The sequence below is a fragment of the Proteus hauseri genome (assembly GCF_004116975.1).
GTDB lineage: Bacteria > Pseudomonadota > Gammaproteobacteria > Enterobacterales > Enterobacteriaceae > Proteus > Proteus hauseri.
Map to the genome: position 1 here is coordinate 3732667 of NZ_CP026364.1, position 15899 is coordinate 3748565.

Sequence of the window (15899 nt, forward strand, 5' to 3'; positions counted from 1 at the left end):
CGTTTTCTCTACTTCATCTGCTCCTCAACCTGATTTAATAATGGTGACAAATAAAACAAGTTTTGGAAAGGTAATAGTTTGCGTACAGATCGCACTTCTCTATCATCAAACTCACCATTTAATACACCTGATGTAATGTTTTTAATATCACCACCAAGGTCAAATGTAGGACCTAATAAGGCACCAATCCCATTACGACTTTGATAACGTGATGCTGGTGGACCACCAAACATGGCACTCATACCATAAGTACCACCGCTCAGGTTTTCCAATACGTTGTTAGGCTCACCTAACCAGCCCATCATTCCTGACCAGTCTAAACCCTCTTTTACTAAATTAGCCGGTTCGGTATTAATATCTCGTCCTGCCATTTTGGCCTTGAGAACATAGACTAGGGATCCAAGTGCTACCTGAAGTAATGCCCCATAATAAAATGATGCATCACCCGATTGTATGCCTGAGACCAGCGCTCTATTGTGAGTAGCAAAGAAGAAGGTTTTAAACTGCATAACTATCTTACCTAGTTCACTGCTCATCATTAATGGTGTATCACCAATGCCCGGTGTGATAACCGTGGTTCTTACGTCTTTTAATACTGCCGCTTGGAAAGTTTCACGCACAACACGATCATCCCATAAGTGGCTATGTCCTGTTAACATGCCGTCTAAGTCTTCACCGTGTCGCTTAAACTGATCTGCTATACGCTTTAGCATTGATTCATCGATACCAATATGAGCCAGCTTCTTTATTTCTTGTTTACTTAGCGTACCACCAGCATCTAAAGTATTTGCCGCTCTAAGTACCTTAGATTGAGTAATAACACCAGACCACATTTTCATAGTATCGGTGTATTGATTCATCAACGTAAGGTTGCCAAATTTCTGTGATGACCATTGTAACCCACGTTCTAAATAACTACGTCTGCTATATGGATCATTAAGGTCAGCAATCACCTTAGAACGACTGGATAATACATATTCAAGACCAATACCCATTTCACGTAAATCAGCTTTAGCAATACGCATAGCACCGATATCAGTTAGCATCTTACCCAATGGTTTTAACGCACTACGTAAACCGTGTTGCATAATCGGACGAGCCATATCAGGTAATGATGATATTGTCATGCCACCCAATAAACGTAAGAAGTTAACGTGACGAGCCACACGACCGGCACGAACAAAGAAACTAGAGGGATCTTTAGGTGCGCCATAAGTTCCTAATAGACGATCACGCATAGCACGAATATCACGTAAATCAGCCTCTCTTCTCGCTTCTAATCGGCTACGTTCTTTAGGTGTGGTTGCATCAGCAATAAGATGGTTGTATTCCTCTGTAATCGCTTTGATTTGATTATCCATATCAACACGACCAAATTTAGCCGTGAGTTCAATTTCAGGCGCGACTTGGCGAATATAGTTTTCCATTACATAGTTAACATCTGATTCGAGATAGTCTTTAATGCGTTCATCAGGAATGTTTAGGGTTCTATCTTTTGTAAAACCAGCACGTTTAACTAACCCATCGGGGATCAGTTCACTGGGTACAATGCCTGACGGTGCCCCGATAATTTTATTAACGATATCATCTGCTGCGGCATCTAACTCTTCACGCTCTAAAGGTGTCATGCGATTTAATGCCGATTGTCTAATTCTGTCATGACGAGTTAATGAATTCGCAGTTCGTGTTAAACGACGATGTTCATTTCTAAACTTGCGAGGGTTATCAAGAATATCTACGCTACGTTGTAACGCAGGCAATTTATTCTCAGCATCATTAATACGCTGTAATTTTCTTTGTAATGTTGCTTGTCTTCTTGTTTGTGTTTTATTTAATTTAGCAAGATTAGAAAGTGAATTTAACTCAACTTCTACCGCACTCTTTTCATTAATGATTTTTTGGTATTTATTAATATCATCCATCAACAAGGATTTTTTACCTGACCAACTCTCAGCCTCTTTAATTTCAAGCCCTAAACGTTCAGCTTGTGGTGAAGCGTTACGTGCTTTATCAATACCAATTTCAGCACGATCAAGACTACCTTTGGCTTTATTTATCGAGGTTTGATTAATCTCTTCTAACCAGTCAGCAATGATTTTCTTAAACTCAGTACGATCATTTAAAATTTTGTCGAATTTATAAATACGAGGGAAGTAGCTTTGTGCTGTTGTCACCTTTACACCTTCACGTAAGATCCCTAATTCAACCATTCTATCTTTGGTTGCTTCGACAATAGGTCTAATAGAACGTGCCGCCTCTGTAATTTGTGGTATCGCATGAGTATCACCATTGCGCATAGCGTCACCAACAGCTTCACTAAATTGGTAATAGCTCATATCACGGCCACCAGATTGACGATACTGTTTAAAGTGATCTTTCGTCGATTCTACTTGCTTATAAACAAGTGTTTCATAACCTCTCACTTTTGTTTCAACAGCGGTAAATGTCGCAATACCTTCTTCATTTTTAGCAAAGGTAAAGTTATTTTCTGTAAGTTGTTGGTTAATTTGGCGCGCTGTTTTAGAAGGTGATTGAGCAACACGGCCAACAGGGCTAACCATCATTGTTCTATTAACAAAAGAGGGCCCTTTTAGTGTCTCTTGTTCAAGTGTGGTATTAGCAACTTCCGCAGCACCAATGCTTCGATCACCAGATTGATTGGCTGGTGGATTATTACTTGGTTGAGGCTCAATAATGTCATTTCTAACTTTATTAATTAACTCACCTCGATTTCTAACTAATTGCGCAGCTGAACCTAAGGTTCCACCGATCATGGCATCCAGCGTAACGTTAATCGCACTCTCAGTTAATGTTCGTGTTTCTTGGGTACTATGTAATGCCATTTCAGAAGCTACGCCACCAGCAGTATTTGCCAATGCAAACTTACCTGCGGTTGCACCAACACTACCGCCTTTTACTATTGCCCCACCCGGTATCATCATTGCAGCAACATTAATTGGATCAATAACCCCCATTGCTATGCTACTCACAATACCGGCACCGCCTGAATCCATTAATTGCTGTCTGTCGTTCTTCTCACGATCAATGCGTTGTTTTATTGCTGCGGTTTCTTGAGGAGAGTTTGAATGAATAAAGGCATCGGCATAGTCTTCATAACCTGAAAGCGTTAATTCATCTTCAAATGGGTTATAACCTTCTACATCTTCAAATTGATTAAAAGGTGCAGTAGCAATCAAGCTACCCACTGAGTTATCGATACGAAACGCCGCATCACGTAATTCTTTAGTTTGCCGTCTATCATCAAGCGGATTAATAGGGTCATACCAAGACGGTGAAACATTATCACCATAAGTAGGTTCTGTTTGCTGAACAGCATTAATATCCGCAGATAAAACATCATCAGGTTGTTGTTCGTAAATAGGCATCAGTCTTTATCCCAAGAAAAATAATTATTGAATTTATTTACTCGCTCATTGTGAGCTTCTTTATATTGCTCACGGATACTTTGACGACGTTCATCAAATTCTGAGCGCGATTTATCCAATGCTTCTTCTCGTTCCCTTTTATCCTGAGCTTCCTTAACGCTTTGCTGGCGTTTTTCCATTACCTCTTTATACATTGGTGATGATGACTGTTCTGGTTTAAAGCGAATAGGTAAACCGTTATCTCCCGTGTATGGGCGATAAATAGGGATATCATCACTACCGGTTTGTTTTATCATTATGCCGTAGCTGTAATCTCTGGGAGTCACTGCATCAGAGACAATAACGATTTCAGTGCCAGAAGAAGCGCCACCAAATGACTTAGACATTAATTGCTTTTTCTCTTCTTCCCATTGTCCAGCGATCCAGTTGCCAGCACCTGATTCATTAATACCGTATACGGCTTCGGGTGCATAACGCATAACCTCTTCACTGCCATTGATATTAGATACCGCCCACGTTCTTTTAATTTGAGCGTTGGTCATTTTCTTGGCTAGTTCTGCGTCACCGCCTGTTTCAGCAAAGTTAGCGTCATACAGTGTTTGATAGTCACGTAAGTAAGCGCCATTTTGAGTACCAGGCTTACTAACGCTTGGTGAAGAAAATGGTTTATACCAAGGGTAAAAATCATTGATATTAGATTGCGCTGCTTTATCTCTATCCTTGATATATCCTTTATCCCTGATTTGAGAAGCGATCATTTGCTTAGTGCGTTCATCTTGTTCAAATGTCGTCTTAAATGCAGTTTCTACCGCTTTCTCATCAGGCATACCAGCTCGACTTAAACTATATACTTTTGAGTAATACGCCATTGTGCTTGATGGAATATCAGTCGCTGATGCCGGATTGTTATCAAATATCTGCCCATACATTTTCGCGATAGGAAGAACAACTTCAGGATCTTTAGACGTTGCCCCCATATTCAATACAGACTTAACTTGTGATGGGATAATCCCTGTTCTTGCTGTAAGTTCAGCAACGGCATTTAAGCTATTATCATCACGTAAATTAAAGCTCTGCTGAATATGTTGTTCAAAGTAATCATCTGCTGCCTGCTGATTATTCTTATCATTAGGATCAAGCGGAAAGTTATTTTGTATTGAAAGTTGTAATCGGTTAGCAGCAAACTGCTTATCTTGTTCCTTGATATTACCTTCAACGAACTTACCAAATTTCTCCCAACGTTGAATTTTGCTTTCGTAGTTTGCTTCGCCCGTTTGTGGTCTGATTTGAGATAACAAAGCCTGCTGTGCTTGTGGAGACATCTCTTTAGCTGCTGACATAAAACCAGCATAACGCTTAGCTTCTTGCATATCGGCAGACATAGCAGAACCTTTGTCATAGCCAAACGCAGAGATTAACTCATCATGAGTAGGCGCATTAGGTGCATCAAGTCCTCTTTCCCATGCTGCGTAAGAGTCAGCTACACGAGTACCGAATTGTTGCTGTAACTCACCTTGTTTTTGCTTACGTAACTGTTCTGCTTGTCGTAAATATTTTGCTTGGTCAGCTTCATCTAAGGCATCGAAAGCGGCAGATCCAGTTAATAGTTTTGGTGCTTCAGATGTCGCTTGTAACTCAACAAAACCAAGTGCTGACTGTATGCCTGTTGCTATCTGCTCATCAGTGTAATTAACACGGTTACGCCCATTCTCTTTATACATTATCGCTGTCGATAAATGCGTTAAGGTATCTAAATTCGTTAAGTCTAATGGCTGATTAGGTGCAACACCGAGGTAATCAGATACATACTCAATGTATGCCTGAGTATCATTATTATCTTCTGGTGGCGCCCAACGATTAATGATCTGCTCTGGTGTAACAAACCCTTGTCGAGCATAAGAAAGTAGATTTTTACCTAATGCTCTAATTCCGTGCTCAGGTGTGGCAAACTTAGCAAATGCACCATCATCACCGGTTTGCCCTACCCATTTATTGCTAGATAGTCGAATATTACCGGGGTTATTGTTTCTAACGCCTCTTGTATTATTATTTGATGCATCATTGGTTGGTTCTCTACTTACAGTACCAAGGCTTGAAGGTTCTCCATTTCGTTCTAAGAACCCCATATAATCAGCACCGAGTTGATTTTCAATCGCTTTACGAGCAGTTGCCACTTTGAATTCTTGTTTCTTGGCGAGGATCTGCTCTTCACCCCAACCGTGTGATAATCCAAACTCTTCTATTTGCTGAAACACTTGTTTATGTGCAGAGATATAAGCCTGATTATCTCCGTACATTGATGCGGCAGACTCTGCATTTAATGTTAGCGTTGATTGAAACTGATCTTGTTCATAAGCTTTGATTTGCCCCATCTCATGACGATTCGCTTGTGATGCAAACTGAACACCCATTTCTTGCGCTTGTTGCATAAAGCTTTGTCGAACAATATCGTCAGGTAATGTTGATGATATTTCACCAGCATAATCACGAAATGACTGCTCATACTCAGACGCTTTACCAATCGCATTTTTACCTTGTTGAGAAAGTAATCCATTTTGTGGATCGGTCATCAGTTCGTTGGCTTTCTGTCGTAGCTGTAATGCGGCATCTTGCGCCAGTGCAACATTGGCTCTTTGTTTTGCTTCTGCAAATAAACCAACATATTGCTCACCAACACGACCAAAGCCCGCGCCAAAAGCATCTGGTGATGATTGAACAGAAAACCCATTATTTGGTAACTGCTCAGGCATAACCGTTCTATTATCGTATGTAGGAACCTTTGGCATAATTAAAATCCTTTTGGTGCTTTAGCAAATGTCTTACCAGCTTTCGCAGCACCTGAGCCACCACCACCGAATGGACTCCATGTACCACCAGCCAACTGATACGCGCCATAAGCTTGAATAGGTGCTGTTAATAACGTTGTCATTGCACCCATATTGCCTGAACGTCTTGCCATTTTTGCATTAAGGCGATCATTCTCAGCTTGCATACGATAGCCATACGCTTCACGAGAAGCGTTATTGACCATAGTTAACGCATCAAGCTCACCCATTGCAGCAGTATCACCCAAAATATCTAAAGCACCTGCAGTACTTAAATCAATGCCACTGGCTGACATTGTTGCCGCCTGTGTGCCGGCTAATTGGCGAGTACGTCTACGCTGTTCTTGTGCCTGAGCGTTTCCTTTATTAATTGCATCAAGCGCAGCATCTTCATTAATTTTGGCGTTTTGATTGGCCACTGATGCTTGAAATTTACCATCGGTATATTGTCCGTATGCTTGCAATGCAGAAGTACCAATCACTGCAGCCGCTAATGTTGTTGGTTCACACATTATTTAGCCCTCAATGTAAAACGATGGAAAGGTAACTGAAGTAAACCTGCTGGCTTTGCTTCTTCAATCTGAAACCCCAACCAATGGAGCCAAGCCTTAGCAATATGATTACGTTCATCGACATAATTCATCAGTGTTGGGTATTGCCCTAACATCTGTTTTAAAATGGGTTTACAGCGCCGTAGAAAGGCTTTCTGGTGTTGCTCTAATAAATCAGTCCCCACTAGCCAAGGGACACCTAAGCCAGTAAGTAATGAGCCAGAAGCAACACCAAAAATAGTCACGACTTCATCATTAATAATGCCGGCATAAGCTTTAGTAGAAACAGATAAGCCATGCCGTAATACCTGTTCAGGTGTTTGCATTGACATAGCGTAGAACTCATCAACATCAGCTTGTCTTACATGTGGCAATAAACGAACAATATGTTCATGAGTGGCAGGAGTAATTTGTACATGATGTTTTTTCATATCAGAATCCACCAGCATCAATACGCGGAATAACAGAGAGCACCGCTAACGGTAAAGGATCAACCTGTCTAATAAAGACACGTCCGTTTTTGCTCCAATCTGCATCTAAATTAATTTCAACAATGCCTGTGGCATCATCAACAGGATTGTCGTAAAACTCGAATTGACGTTGAGGATACTCATATAGCCGTTCTTTTTCAGTACCAGCCCAAATACCCCTACTACTATTTACAATTAAGCTGGCAACCTTAATAAGTTTCTTCTTATCAAGTAATGTTTCTTGCCCATTGATATGGATATCAAGCGTTTCTAATTCACTGGTAATAGGTAGTCCGATATGTACTACGGCTGATGGTGTATCAATTTCCACTGCACCATTGGTGACAATAGCCTGTGGTGAAACGTTAGCGTCAGAAAGAATATTAACCGTCTTACCTTCAAGATGATTTAAGCCAGCAAAGAGATAGCGGGCAATGCTCCATTCAGTAGTGGGCGTATTTTGTAATGCTGGTGGAATATTGCGATTAGCAGAAATAACCACTTGATTTGCAGATACATATTGAACAATCTTACAGCGAAGCTCTTTGTGTTCATTATCTTCAAAATAAGGAATATTGACGGCACTACCAATATCAGAAGCACTAAAGACCGGATCACCTGAAATCACTAATGGATAGTTTTCTTGATAGTTCCACTCACCCGAACCGCCAGTGATGGTTGCTGTTTTTACATCATCAGTATTTCTACCGTCATAACTTAAGCCAGAATCCACAAAGAAAGCATCTTCTGTACGAATAAATAAACGGCTAGCCAAGCGCTCTACATACCGAACCTGTTTGCCGTTTACTGTACGCTGAACAATAAAATAGGCTGAATCTTCATTGCCTTCACTGATCGAACACGTTGACTCAAATTTCCCTTCTGTCGATTGTGGCGCCCATGCAAAAACTTGTTGTTCTCTTAAATAGGTTAAAGCCAGCATTAACCCATCGTCACGTATGCACCATGCAATAGAATATGGAACCGTAGTAAACGACCAATCAACAATGCGGTGACGTTGAAATAGGTGATTTGCCAACATAGTTAAGTCAGTGCCTTGATACCCATCAACATCAAAGGAGTACGATAAATCACGCACAGCACTACCTTTCTCTTGTATATAAAGCGCAATGTTCGCAACAGAGATTGGCGGTAAATCACTTGAACCGTTAGCACCTTGTGATGACATTGAAAAACTGGAAGGTGTAAGTACTTTGTTCTGATCGCCTGTGATTTGATATTCACCGCCAGATGTCAATGCCACCAGCGAACCTACATCAATCAAATGGCGAATTTCATTAACTTGACGACCTGCATACGTGTAGATAATGCGATCATCATCTTGAATAGGATTGTTGCGCCCAAAGTCTTTATAGTCACCGCTACGACTGGCCCATATCGTTTGTGGGTAGGCTCGAGAGCCAGCAAAGAATAAACGTTGTTGATAATAAACAACAGTGCTTGGATAACCATCAACATCATTCCACACTGCACGCGCCCATTTATGGCTGGCGTTGTCTTCACCAACGGCATTGGATGGAATATAAGAGATCACCTTTCCTGTGGCTGTTTTACCATCTTCACTTACAGTTTCAATTTTTACGATACCAAAACCACTATGCAGATATTCCCACTGGATCCCTGTATCACCACCCCAACCATCCCAGCTCATTCCTTCCGTGTGAGACGGTCTTAGTGTTCCTGTTTTACCGCCACTATTGGCACGATAGTAGTTACTGTCAGCACGGCGTTGATCATTAAGGTTGGTTGTTTTATCTGTTTCCCATACAGGAACCGCATCAATATCACGTTGCTCTAAATAGAACTGCTTACCTATTTGCTCGGTACCAAAAATATCATGCGTAGACGTTAACGTAATTTGCCCCGTGCTTGCACTGGCATAAACTTTCATTACCTTATCGGTATTGATATCTTCAAATGGACCGTTCTTGGTTTCAACGGAGACTAACTTCCAATCATCATGATCGTAACGCTGTAACTCCATTGGTGGATAATCAGTATGAACAATCGTCATAACATCGGCTGATTGCGTATACTTCAAATCAAACAAATCAGCTTCTTTATAAGGTGTCTCTAACTCAAACACTTCGCCTTTATGTTCACCATCAGCATAGAGAACCTGACCACCATCTTTAAATACGCGAATATAACGATCACCAAACTCTAACGCATAGGTTTGTACGGTGCTGAATTGGAAAGGAATAAGGCGAGACTTCTTATTTTGATACTTTGTTTCAGCAATAAATCGTGTGCCTGGTCTATTCTCAACGCCACCATATTGACGAACAATAAAGTTATGGCACTTGCGCAGTGCAGTTGAATACTTCGCAAGATCAACACGACCATATAGGCTTGGTGCAATTTCACCGCCTGAAAAACTAGGTTGAATAAGACTAAATGGCATTATGACAACCTCGCTTGTGTGAATTCATCCATATAATCAGTTGGCTCTGCTGACTCACTTAATGAATGTGCGGCCGCACTTTTAATAACACCTTGGTAAATTTGTAATGCCTCACCACCAATACCCGCATTTGATGCCAATGGACGAGCCAATTCAGCCGCTAAACGCCATGCAAGGGCATCTTTAAATAACGCATCAAACATATTGACGTCAGTAATACGTGCAACATACTCAAGCCATGCACTAGGGTGATCAGTAAAAATTAAGCGACCAGTGCCATTCTCATCTGAACCAACATGAAAATGGATTGCTGTATCTGGTCTACGGTACTTTTGATGAGGTTCGACAATACCAATGGCTTTTAGACAATCATTAGGATAGCGATAGGCATACGCCCAATTAGGTGGGGGATTATTTGTATTGGCTAATGCCACCTTTTTAGTCGCAAAGTTCCAAGGAAAATCGGCCAGCACACTATCACGGCATTGCGCATAATGAAGGTTGCATTGAACGGCTTCTTTGCTGGCTTCGGTCATGCTATTAATTGAACGACTATTACCAATGCGACTTAATGCAATATTGCAGATTTCAATTTCTGAGGCCATTACTCACCTCCATCGAAAAGAACATCTGCCGTTGATTTTGTGTCGCCTGCACCTAGAGCCAGATCGGTTATTTGTAGCTCTACATATACTGACTTCTTCCCTTCACGTTCATTAATAGATTTAGACAGTATTTTGGCAACAGCAGACAGCTCAATACTTTCACCAACATCAGGAATAGAAACACCTAGCTTTTCTATTGTGTCGTTTTCAAGTGAAATACGTAGCCCGTATGGATATTCTTCACGAGTTTCTTTTTCACCTTTGGCATTTTCATAAGTTTCTGTGCTGGTTTTTAGATTGATTAGTTTCATCGGATATCTCTCGGCTCAAGTAGAAAATAAAAAAGGGGCTTTCGCCCCCTTTATCATCGGGGGTTAAACCCCAAGTTCTTTCCGCTTTTCATCTATTGCAGTGCGCATTTTATCTGCGCCCATATTGTGATGAGGTGCTTTACCAAATAGCTGGGTATATTGCTCACGAAGCGCATCTAGGCTTGAATCAATCGCCACACCAGAACCGCTTACAGCAATATTACTTATGCCTTCACCAGTATTATCACCAGCCCCATCAGCCACACTATGAGTATTAAGTCGAGCATCAGCGCCACCAATTAACGCTAAGTTATCGCCAGCTATACCGTCGTACTCAACCTCTTCACCGATTTCAAGTAGACGCCCAGCGATAAATGATTTTTTTAAAACCTTATATCGTGACATGTCACACCTTATTGAGTTACAGCATCGTAAATAGGATGAGCATCAACAGTTAGGTTAATGCCCGCAGTGAACTTACCCGCTGTTAATGGACCTTCTGCAACAACATATTGCAGGCGCAGGTACTTCAGAACGCCTTGAGGTACCTTCGCCACAATACGTTTACCTGCATTTAAATCAGCAATTGGCATTGCCACAGATTCAAAGATAGATTTAGCATCAGAGAATTTATCGTCTGTCGCGGTTTCTAACTTAATTTGAACCGTCGCTTCACCTGCTGCTTTAGCCTGTTCAGTCACTTGTGCAAACAGCTCTAATGGCTCACCAATACCGATATCACGAAATGCGCCATGCACTGGCGTTAAGTCGATAATTTGCTTACTTACAGCAGATGCAGTAACCGCCTGATCCAGTGAAAAAAGCGTTTCTTTATCTAAAATCATTTTGACTATCTCCAAATAAATGAAAGTTAGCGGAGCCGTTAAACGACACCGCAATAACTTATTTCACCTGATCTTCAGTCGTTAAGATGGCATCAACACGGCGAACAGGAATTTCATCGAATGAAACAACTTTCTTACCGGCAACTTCTGCCATAGAAATATTGACGTTTTTGCTGTTTTTAATTTGGCGACGCATCCAGCTACGGATTTGCTGGTTACAATAAAAAACAGGACGCCCCATAGAAAGGTTAGGGATCTTCTCAATTGCTTGAATAAACAAGTCTGGTAAATCGAGTGTGTCCGCTTTTTCTGGATCTTTACCAATTTTGGATAAATCAATATTGGCGATACGGACAACATAACGCCAGTCACGAACTGAGATACCATTTTTCCATTGGAAATGAGTACGAAAGCCTTGGTATTTACCTTTGTTCTCATCTTCTAAAGTAACTTCGCCTAAATGGTTTTGCTCTAAACCTGCTTTAGAACCTTTAGGGAAAATACCGTGAACCGTGTTTTCACCCCATACCACTAACCACACAGAAGTTAAGTTACTGCCAGTACCACCAGCATCAATGATGTTGACTGCATTCTTTGCTTTCATATCGTTAAAGCGTGCAGCTAATCCCGTAAAGCGCTGAGGATGAACCGTCGCATCACCATAAATAACTGTTTCAGCCATTTGCTGATTCATTGACTCTAAGAATGCAATTGATTCAGACAATAGAAATTCATTCTTTTGTCCGTTCAAATTAGCAAGATCTTTATCAACTTCAGAATAGGTTTCAAGCATACCAATCGCATCAGTAACCTGTGCTGTGGTTGATTTGCTTGGTGGTACACCATAGTTAAGCAAACGCCATGTTGCAGATGGTAAACCAGTACGAACGGTTGTACGGTGACCCGTTGGTAAGTTACCTTCAACGAAAACCATATCATCAAGAATTTCATTAGACTGATTCAGCAATTCGACGATCTTCGCTTGCTTGCTGTCAGGGCCTTGTCGTTTAGCCCAATCAACGAGAGTTAAAGCAGGCATGTTATTTCCTCTTTGTTATCCAAATAAAACATCAGCAGCACTTTTACTGCCGTTACTGTTGCCAGCGACAAGACCGTCCTCTGACATTGCTTTGCCAACACCGGCAAAGATACGAATAAGCTCAGGATGGTTACCTAGTCCTGACTCTTCTAAATACTGTTTCAGTTCAGGTGAACCGAACTTATCCATTGCTTTTTGTGCCGCACCGATAGATTCAGCGGAACCAAGCTCTTTATCTGCTTTAACAGTTTCAGCCCATTGCTCTGTCTGTTTTTGCCAACCTTCAGCAAGTTGCTTATTAATCGCTGGCATGATTTTAGAGCCATAAACATCAACTAGTTTTTGCGCTTGTTCGTTGTTTAAATTCAGCTCGCGAGCAATCGGCTCAAAGACTTCTAATGCACCTTTATCAAGCTCTTGCCCTTCTTGTTGTGCTTTAAATTCATACTTTTCAGGCGCACCTATATCTGATTTATTGGCATCATTTTTCTTATCAATCGGCTTGCCCTGATCTCCACCATCCTCTTTTTCAGTGTTTTTATTAGGATCATCACTGTTTGCTGGTGGTTCATTTTTATCTGTTGCTGATGTTTTTTGAGTAGGTTCCATTGTAGTACCGCCACCACCTTCACCTCCCTCGCTGTGTTGCTCGTTATACAAGCGACGCATGATTAATTCCTGCCATAAGTTCATGACTGTTTCTCCCATTCTTTAAATCTTGGTTAAACGCTTGGTGTAACTGCTTCATTTGCCATTTGCGCATAAAGCTCAGGGCAAACTTGGTGTAATTGATTGAAAACTTTTAACCCATAGTTACGCTCGCCCTCTCTAAAGGCAGTTGCATAGGGATCGTTAGAAAAAGAGTTACGAAATACGCCAGAGTCAGAAATCAAACGCCAAATAACAGCACGCCCAGCTTCTGTGGACATAACCTCTTTTAGCTGTTGTTGTTCTTTCTCTTGCCTATTTTTTTGTTGAATATCGTATTCAGTACGAGCAATTCTCTCGTCCTCATACGCATCGAGTGGATGTGTCATTGAGCACCTCCACCCGCCATAGCAGACAAGGCACTATCATTATCAAGATTGGTATCACTGAGCGTTTTAGCACCATCAATAGCGGACTGCGCCATTTGCATCTGAGCCATTTGTTGTTGCTGTGCTTGTCGTTGTTGACGTATGGCTTGTACTTGCTCATTGGTTGCAACGATAGTTGGAGAGACACCAATAGCAGACGCATAATTATCAATAGCATCATCAGCATTAAGCTTATCAAGGGCTTCAGGCTTAACTTTTGCCAGATTGCCAACAAAGCCAGCAAAGCGTTCGATACTGCCAACACCAATCGCTTTCTGTGCCTGAGCCATAACAGAAATGTACTCAACCTTTAGATCCATTCCCTGCATTTCATCAGGCGCAACGGGAAGTAAATTTTTGTTTACCAAGATTGAGAAAGTGCGATTAATCAGCTTGTCGAGTAACTCAGAATCAAGACGCTGGAGAACAGGCCCTAATTGCAATAGCTTCTCTTCACGCATTTCAACAACGGCTTCAATCGGCATAGAGCGCGTATTCACCATTTGCATCATGCGGAATAAATCAACAAAGTAAGCGGTATCAATCAGTTGACGGGTATCTTGAACATCTTCAAGTAGTGCTTTCAATGCTACGGGTTGAACATCAAAAATCGTTTGAATTTTATTAGTGGGATTGGCTTCATCAAGATAGTTAATGCCTCCGGGTATGGTATTTACCCGTTGGTTTTTTAATGATGCAGGTACTTGTAAAGGTGGATTGGTCAGCTTATCAATCATCTGCGCTTTACGTTTTTGCATTAATTGAAGCGCTTTAGTACCACCTAACGCTAACATACCAGGGCAAGATGAACCGTAAACATCTTCACCATTCACTTCCCAACGTGGCGCCATAATAGGAAATTCATCATAGCCAGATTCACGTAACACTTTCTCGTTATCGCCAGCCACTTCAAGATAAACGGATTTAAAAGGCTTATGCTTCGCCTCTAACTTTCCTGTTTGTCGTTCAAGGTTTGCATATACGGCATGAACCACTTCAACCCATTGGCTGTACTGGCTTGAATTCCACATTGATTTAACAGTATCGCTGACGCTATCAAGCCCGAACTCCATCACCAACTGGCGAACTGTCATCGTAAATTTGCGATAGCAAACATCAACACTCAGGCTTGGGCTATTCGCAATGTAGTAACTACCTAGAGGGAAATGAACGGTACGGATAATACGCTGGCTATCTTCAACAACTGCCATTGCAGCAGTACCAAAGGTACCTAAATCGCCATACATCAACGGTAATGACTGATAGAGGTTAGAACGATTGAACACTTCGTTCATGCGTTGTTCTGTGGTTTCTAGCCAAAGTTTTACAGGGCCATAATCCATTAAATCAGGATCAGGTGTTGCTAAACGAAACCAAGGACGAGCAGGACTTGTAATACCCGACATCATTCCACTGGAAAGCACCGATGAAGCTAAAGATGCCGTAGGGTCAATGATCTTACTATTACGGCGATCACCTCGATTAACATCAGATGCAGTAAAGCGCGTACTACGAGGACGAGTGAAATCTGACAATTCACGCCAATGCGGTTCAAATGAGCTACGCTCTGTTTCCAACTGATTAAGCTGTTGCAGTAGCTGTTCTTTCAATGGCGTTGACATAGTCACCCCTTATTGACCAAGTAAGGTTTTACCGCTAGTGGATGCTGAACTTGTCGCACCTTGCGCACCTGTTAGTAACGTAGACTTACGACCTGCGGCTGCACGGCGACGACGCATTTCATCATCACGACTACCCGTTACTGCCGCATCTTGTTCTTGAGGTGCTGCCTGAACAGCAGGAGGAGTTGTAATTTTTGGAGTATTGCCAAATGGATTACACATATCGACACACCTTTATAATTAACCAATATTGCATATTAAATTAATAATACATGTTATTTGACAATATTGAAAATTATAACTACCATTTTGGTTATGCAATGCCACTGCATTTTTTCTCGGTATTGTTACCACGACAGCGTGCTTTACCTTAGGACTGTTTGCCCTCTACTCCAGAGGGCTTTTTTTTAACTATGTAAAGGTGAAAATATGAGCAACAAAAAAGATGAAGCAATATCAGTAATGCAGGAATACTTCCCAAATGGTGGTCGTGATTGGGATGCTATCTGCGAGTTATACGATGCAATTAAGCAAGGAAAAATTCCGAACATTGTAGTTGCTGATGAAAAAGATAAGCACGCTGGTTTCGCAGCAGATAAGCACAGCACTAATCACGATGGTGAGCATTACTGGTATAAAGAGATTGAAGGTGGGTTCACTGAATGCTGTGAATATGGCGCTGAGTGTGAAAAACATAAAGCTATCCGCGACAAAGAATAACCCAGACAATCACACATTAAAGAG

The 15899-nt window shown here is 41.4% G+C and carries 15 protein-coding genes; 1 reads left to right on the forward strand and 14 read right to left on the reverse strand.

Going from position 1 to position 15899, the window contains the following annotated elements; genetic code table 11:
* Window positions 1–8 precede the first annotated feature (8 nt).
* From PH4a_RS17135 to PH4a_RS17200, 14 genes are all read right to left on the reverse strand, one after another.
* Entirely contained in the window at window positions 9–3386 is a 3378-nt protein-coding gene (locus tag PH4a_RS17135; protein WP_129041511.1) for a hypothetical protein, read from the reverse strand.
* Complete coding sequence (locus tag PH4a_RS17140; RefSeq protein WP_129041513.1) at window positions 3386–6172, reverse strand: hypothetical protein; 2787 nt, start codon at window positions 6170–6172, stop codon at window positions 3386–3388. The genes PH4a_RS17135 and PH4a_RS17140 overlap by 1 nt, the downstream gene beginning before the upstream one ends.
* A 2-nt stretch (window positions 6173–6174) precedes the next feature.
* A complete protein-coding gene (locus PH4a_RS17145) occupies window positions 6175–6723 on the reverse strand; it encodes a hypothetical protein (RefSeq protein WP_004243338.1) in 549 nt (182 codons plus the stop codon).
* Complete coding sequence (locus PH4a_RS17150) at window positions 6723–7193, reverse strand: hypothetical protein (RefSeq protein WP_244212912.1); 471 nt, start codon at window positions 7191–7193, stop codon at window positions 6723–6725. The genes PH4a_RS17145 and PH4a_RS17150 overlap by 1 nt, the downstream gene beginning before the upstream one ends.
* 1 nt (window position 7194) lies before the next feature.
* The gene (locus PH4a_RS17155; protein ID WP_129041517.1) at window positions 7195–9657 is read right to left on the reverse strand and encodes a phage tail protein; all 2463 of its coding nucleotides are present in this window, start codon (window positions 9655–9657) and stop codon (window positions 7195–7197) included.
* The gene (locus tag PH4a_RS17160) at window positions 9657–10262 is read right to left on the reverse strand and encodes a phage connector family protein (protein WP_004243342.1); all 606 of its coding nucleotides are present in this window, start codon (window positions 10260–10262) and stop codon (window positions 9657–9659) included. The genes PH4a_RS17155 and PH4a_RS17160 overlap by 1 nt, the downstream gene beginning before the upstream one ends.
* Window positions 10262–10573 (reverse strand): capsid staple protein, encoded by a 312-nt coding sequence (gene gp10, locus PH4a_RS17165; RefSeq protein ID WP_004243343.1) that lies wholly within the window; start codon window positions 10571–10573, stop codon window positions 10262–10264. The genes PH4a_RS17160 and gp10 overlap by 1 nt, the downstream gene beginning before the upstream one ends.
* A gap of 63 nt (window positions 10574–10636) precedes the next feature.
* A complete protein-coding gene (locus tag PH4a_RS17170) occupies window positions 10637–10978 on the reverse strand; it encodes a hypothetical protein (protein ID WP_020945807.1) in 342 nt (113 codons plus the stop codon).
* A gap of 8 nt (window positions 10979–10986) precedes the next feature.
* The gene (locus PH4a_RS17175; RefSeq protein ID WP_129041519.1) at window positions 10987–11418 is read right to left on the reverse strand and encodes a Bbp16 family capsid cement protein; all 432 of its coding nucleotides are present in this window, start codon (window positions 11416–11418) and stop codon (window positions 10987–10989) included.
* A gap of 58 nt (window positions 11419–11476) precedes the next feature.
* Complete coding sequence (locus PH4a_RS17180) at window positions 11477–12457, reverse strand: major capsid protein (protein WP_004243350.1); 981 nt, start codon at window positions 12455–12457, stop codon at window positions 11477–11479.
* A gap of 15 nt (window positions 12458–12472) precedes the next feature.
* Complete coding sequence (locus PH4a_RS17185; protein ID WP_129041521.1) at window positions 12473–13150, reverse strand: peptidase; 678 nt, start codon at window positions 13148–13150, stop codon at window positions 12473–12475.
* 29 nt (window positions 13151–13179) lie between these two features.
* Window positions 13180–13494, reverse strand: coding sequence for a Bbp19 family protein (locus PH4a_RS17190; protein WP_129041523.1), 315 nt, complete (start codon window positions 13492–13494; stop codon window positions 13180–13182).
* Entirely contained in the window at window positions 13491–15155 is a 1665-nt protein-coding gene (locus PH4a_RS17195; protein ID WP_129041525.1) for a portal protein, read from the reverse strand. Before PH4a_RS17195 ends, PH4a_RS17190 begins: the two co-directional genes overlap by 4 nt.
* A gap of 9 nt (window positions 15156–15164) precedes the next feature.
* The gene (locus PH4a_RS17200; RefSeq protein WP_004243356.1) at window positions 15165–15377 is read right to left on the reverse strand and encodes a hypothetical protein; all 213 of its coding nucleotides are present in this window, start codon (window positions 15375–15377) and stop codon (window positions 15165–15167) included.
* 207 nt (window positions 15378–15584) lie between these two features.
* Between PH4a_RS17200 and PH4a_RS17205 the strand changes: the two genes are divergently transcribed.
* Window positions 15585–15875: a hypothetical protein gene (locus tag PH4a_RS17205; RefSeq protein ID WP_129041527.1), complete on the forward strand. Its 291-nt coding sequence runs from the start codon at window positions 15585–15587 to the stop codon at window positions 15873–15875.
* Window positions 15876–15899: the final 24 nt, after the last annotated feature.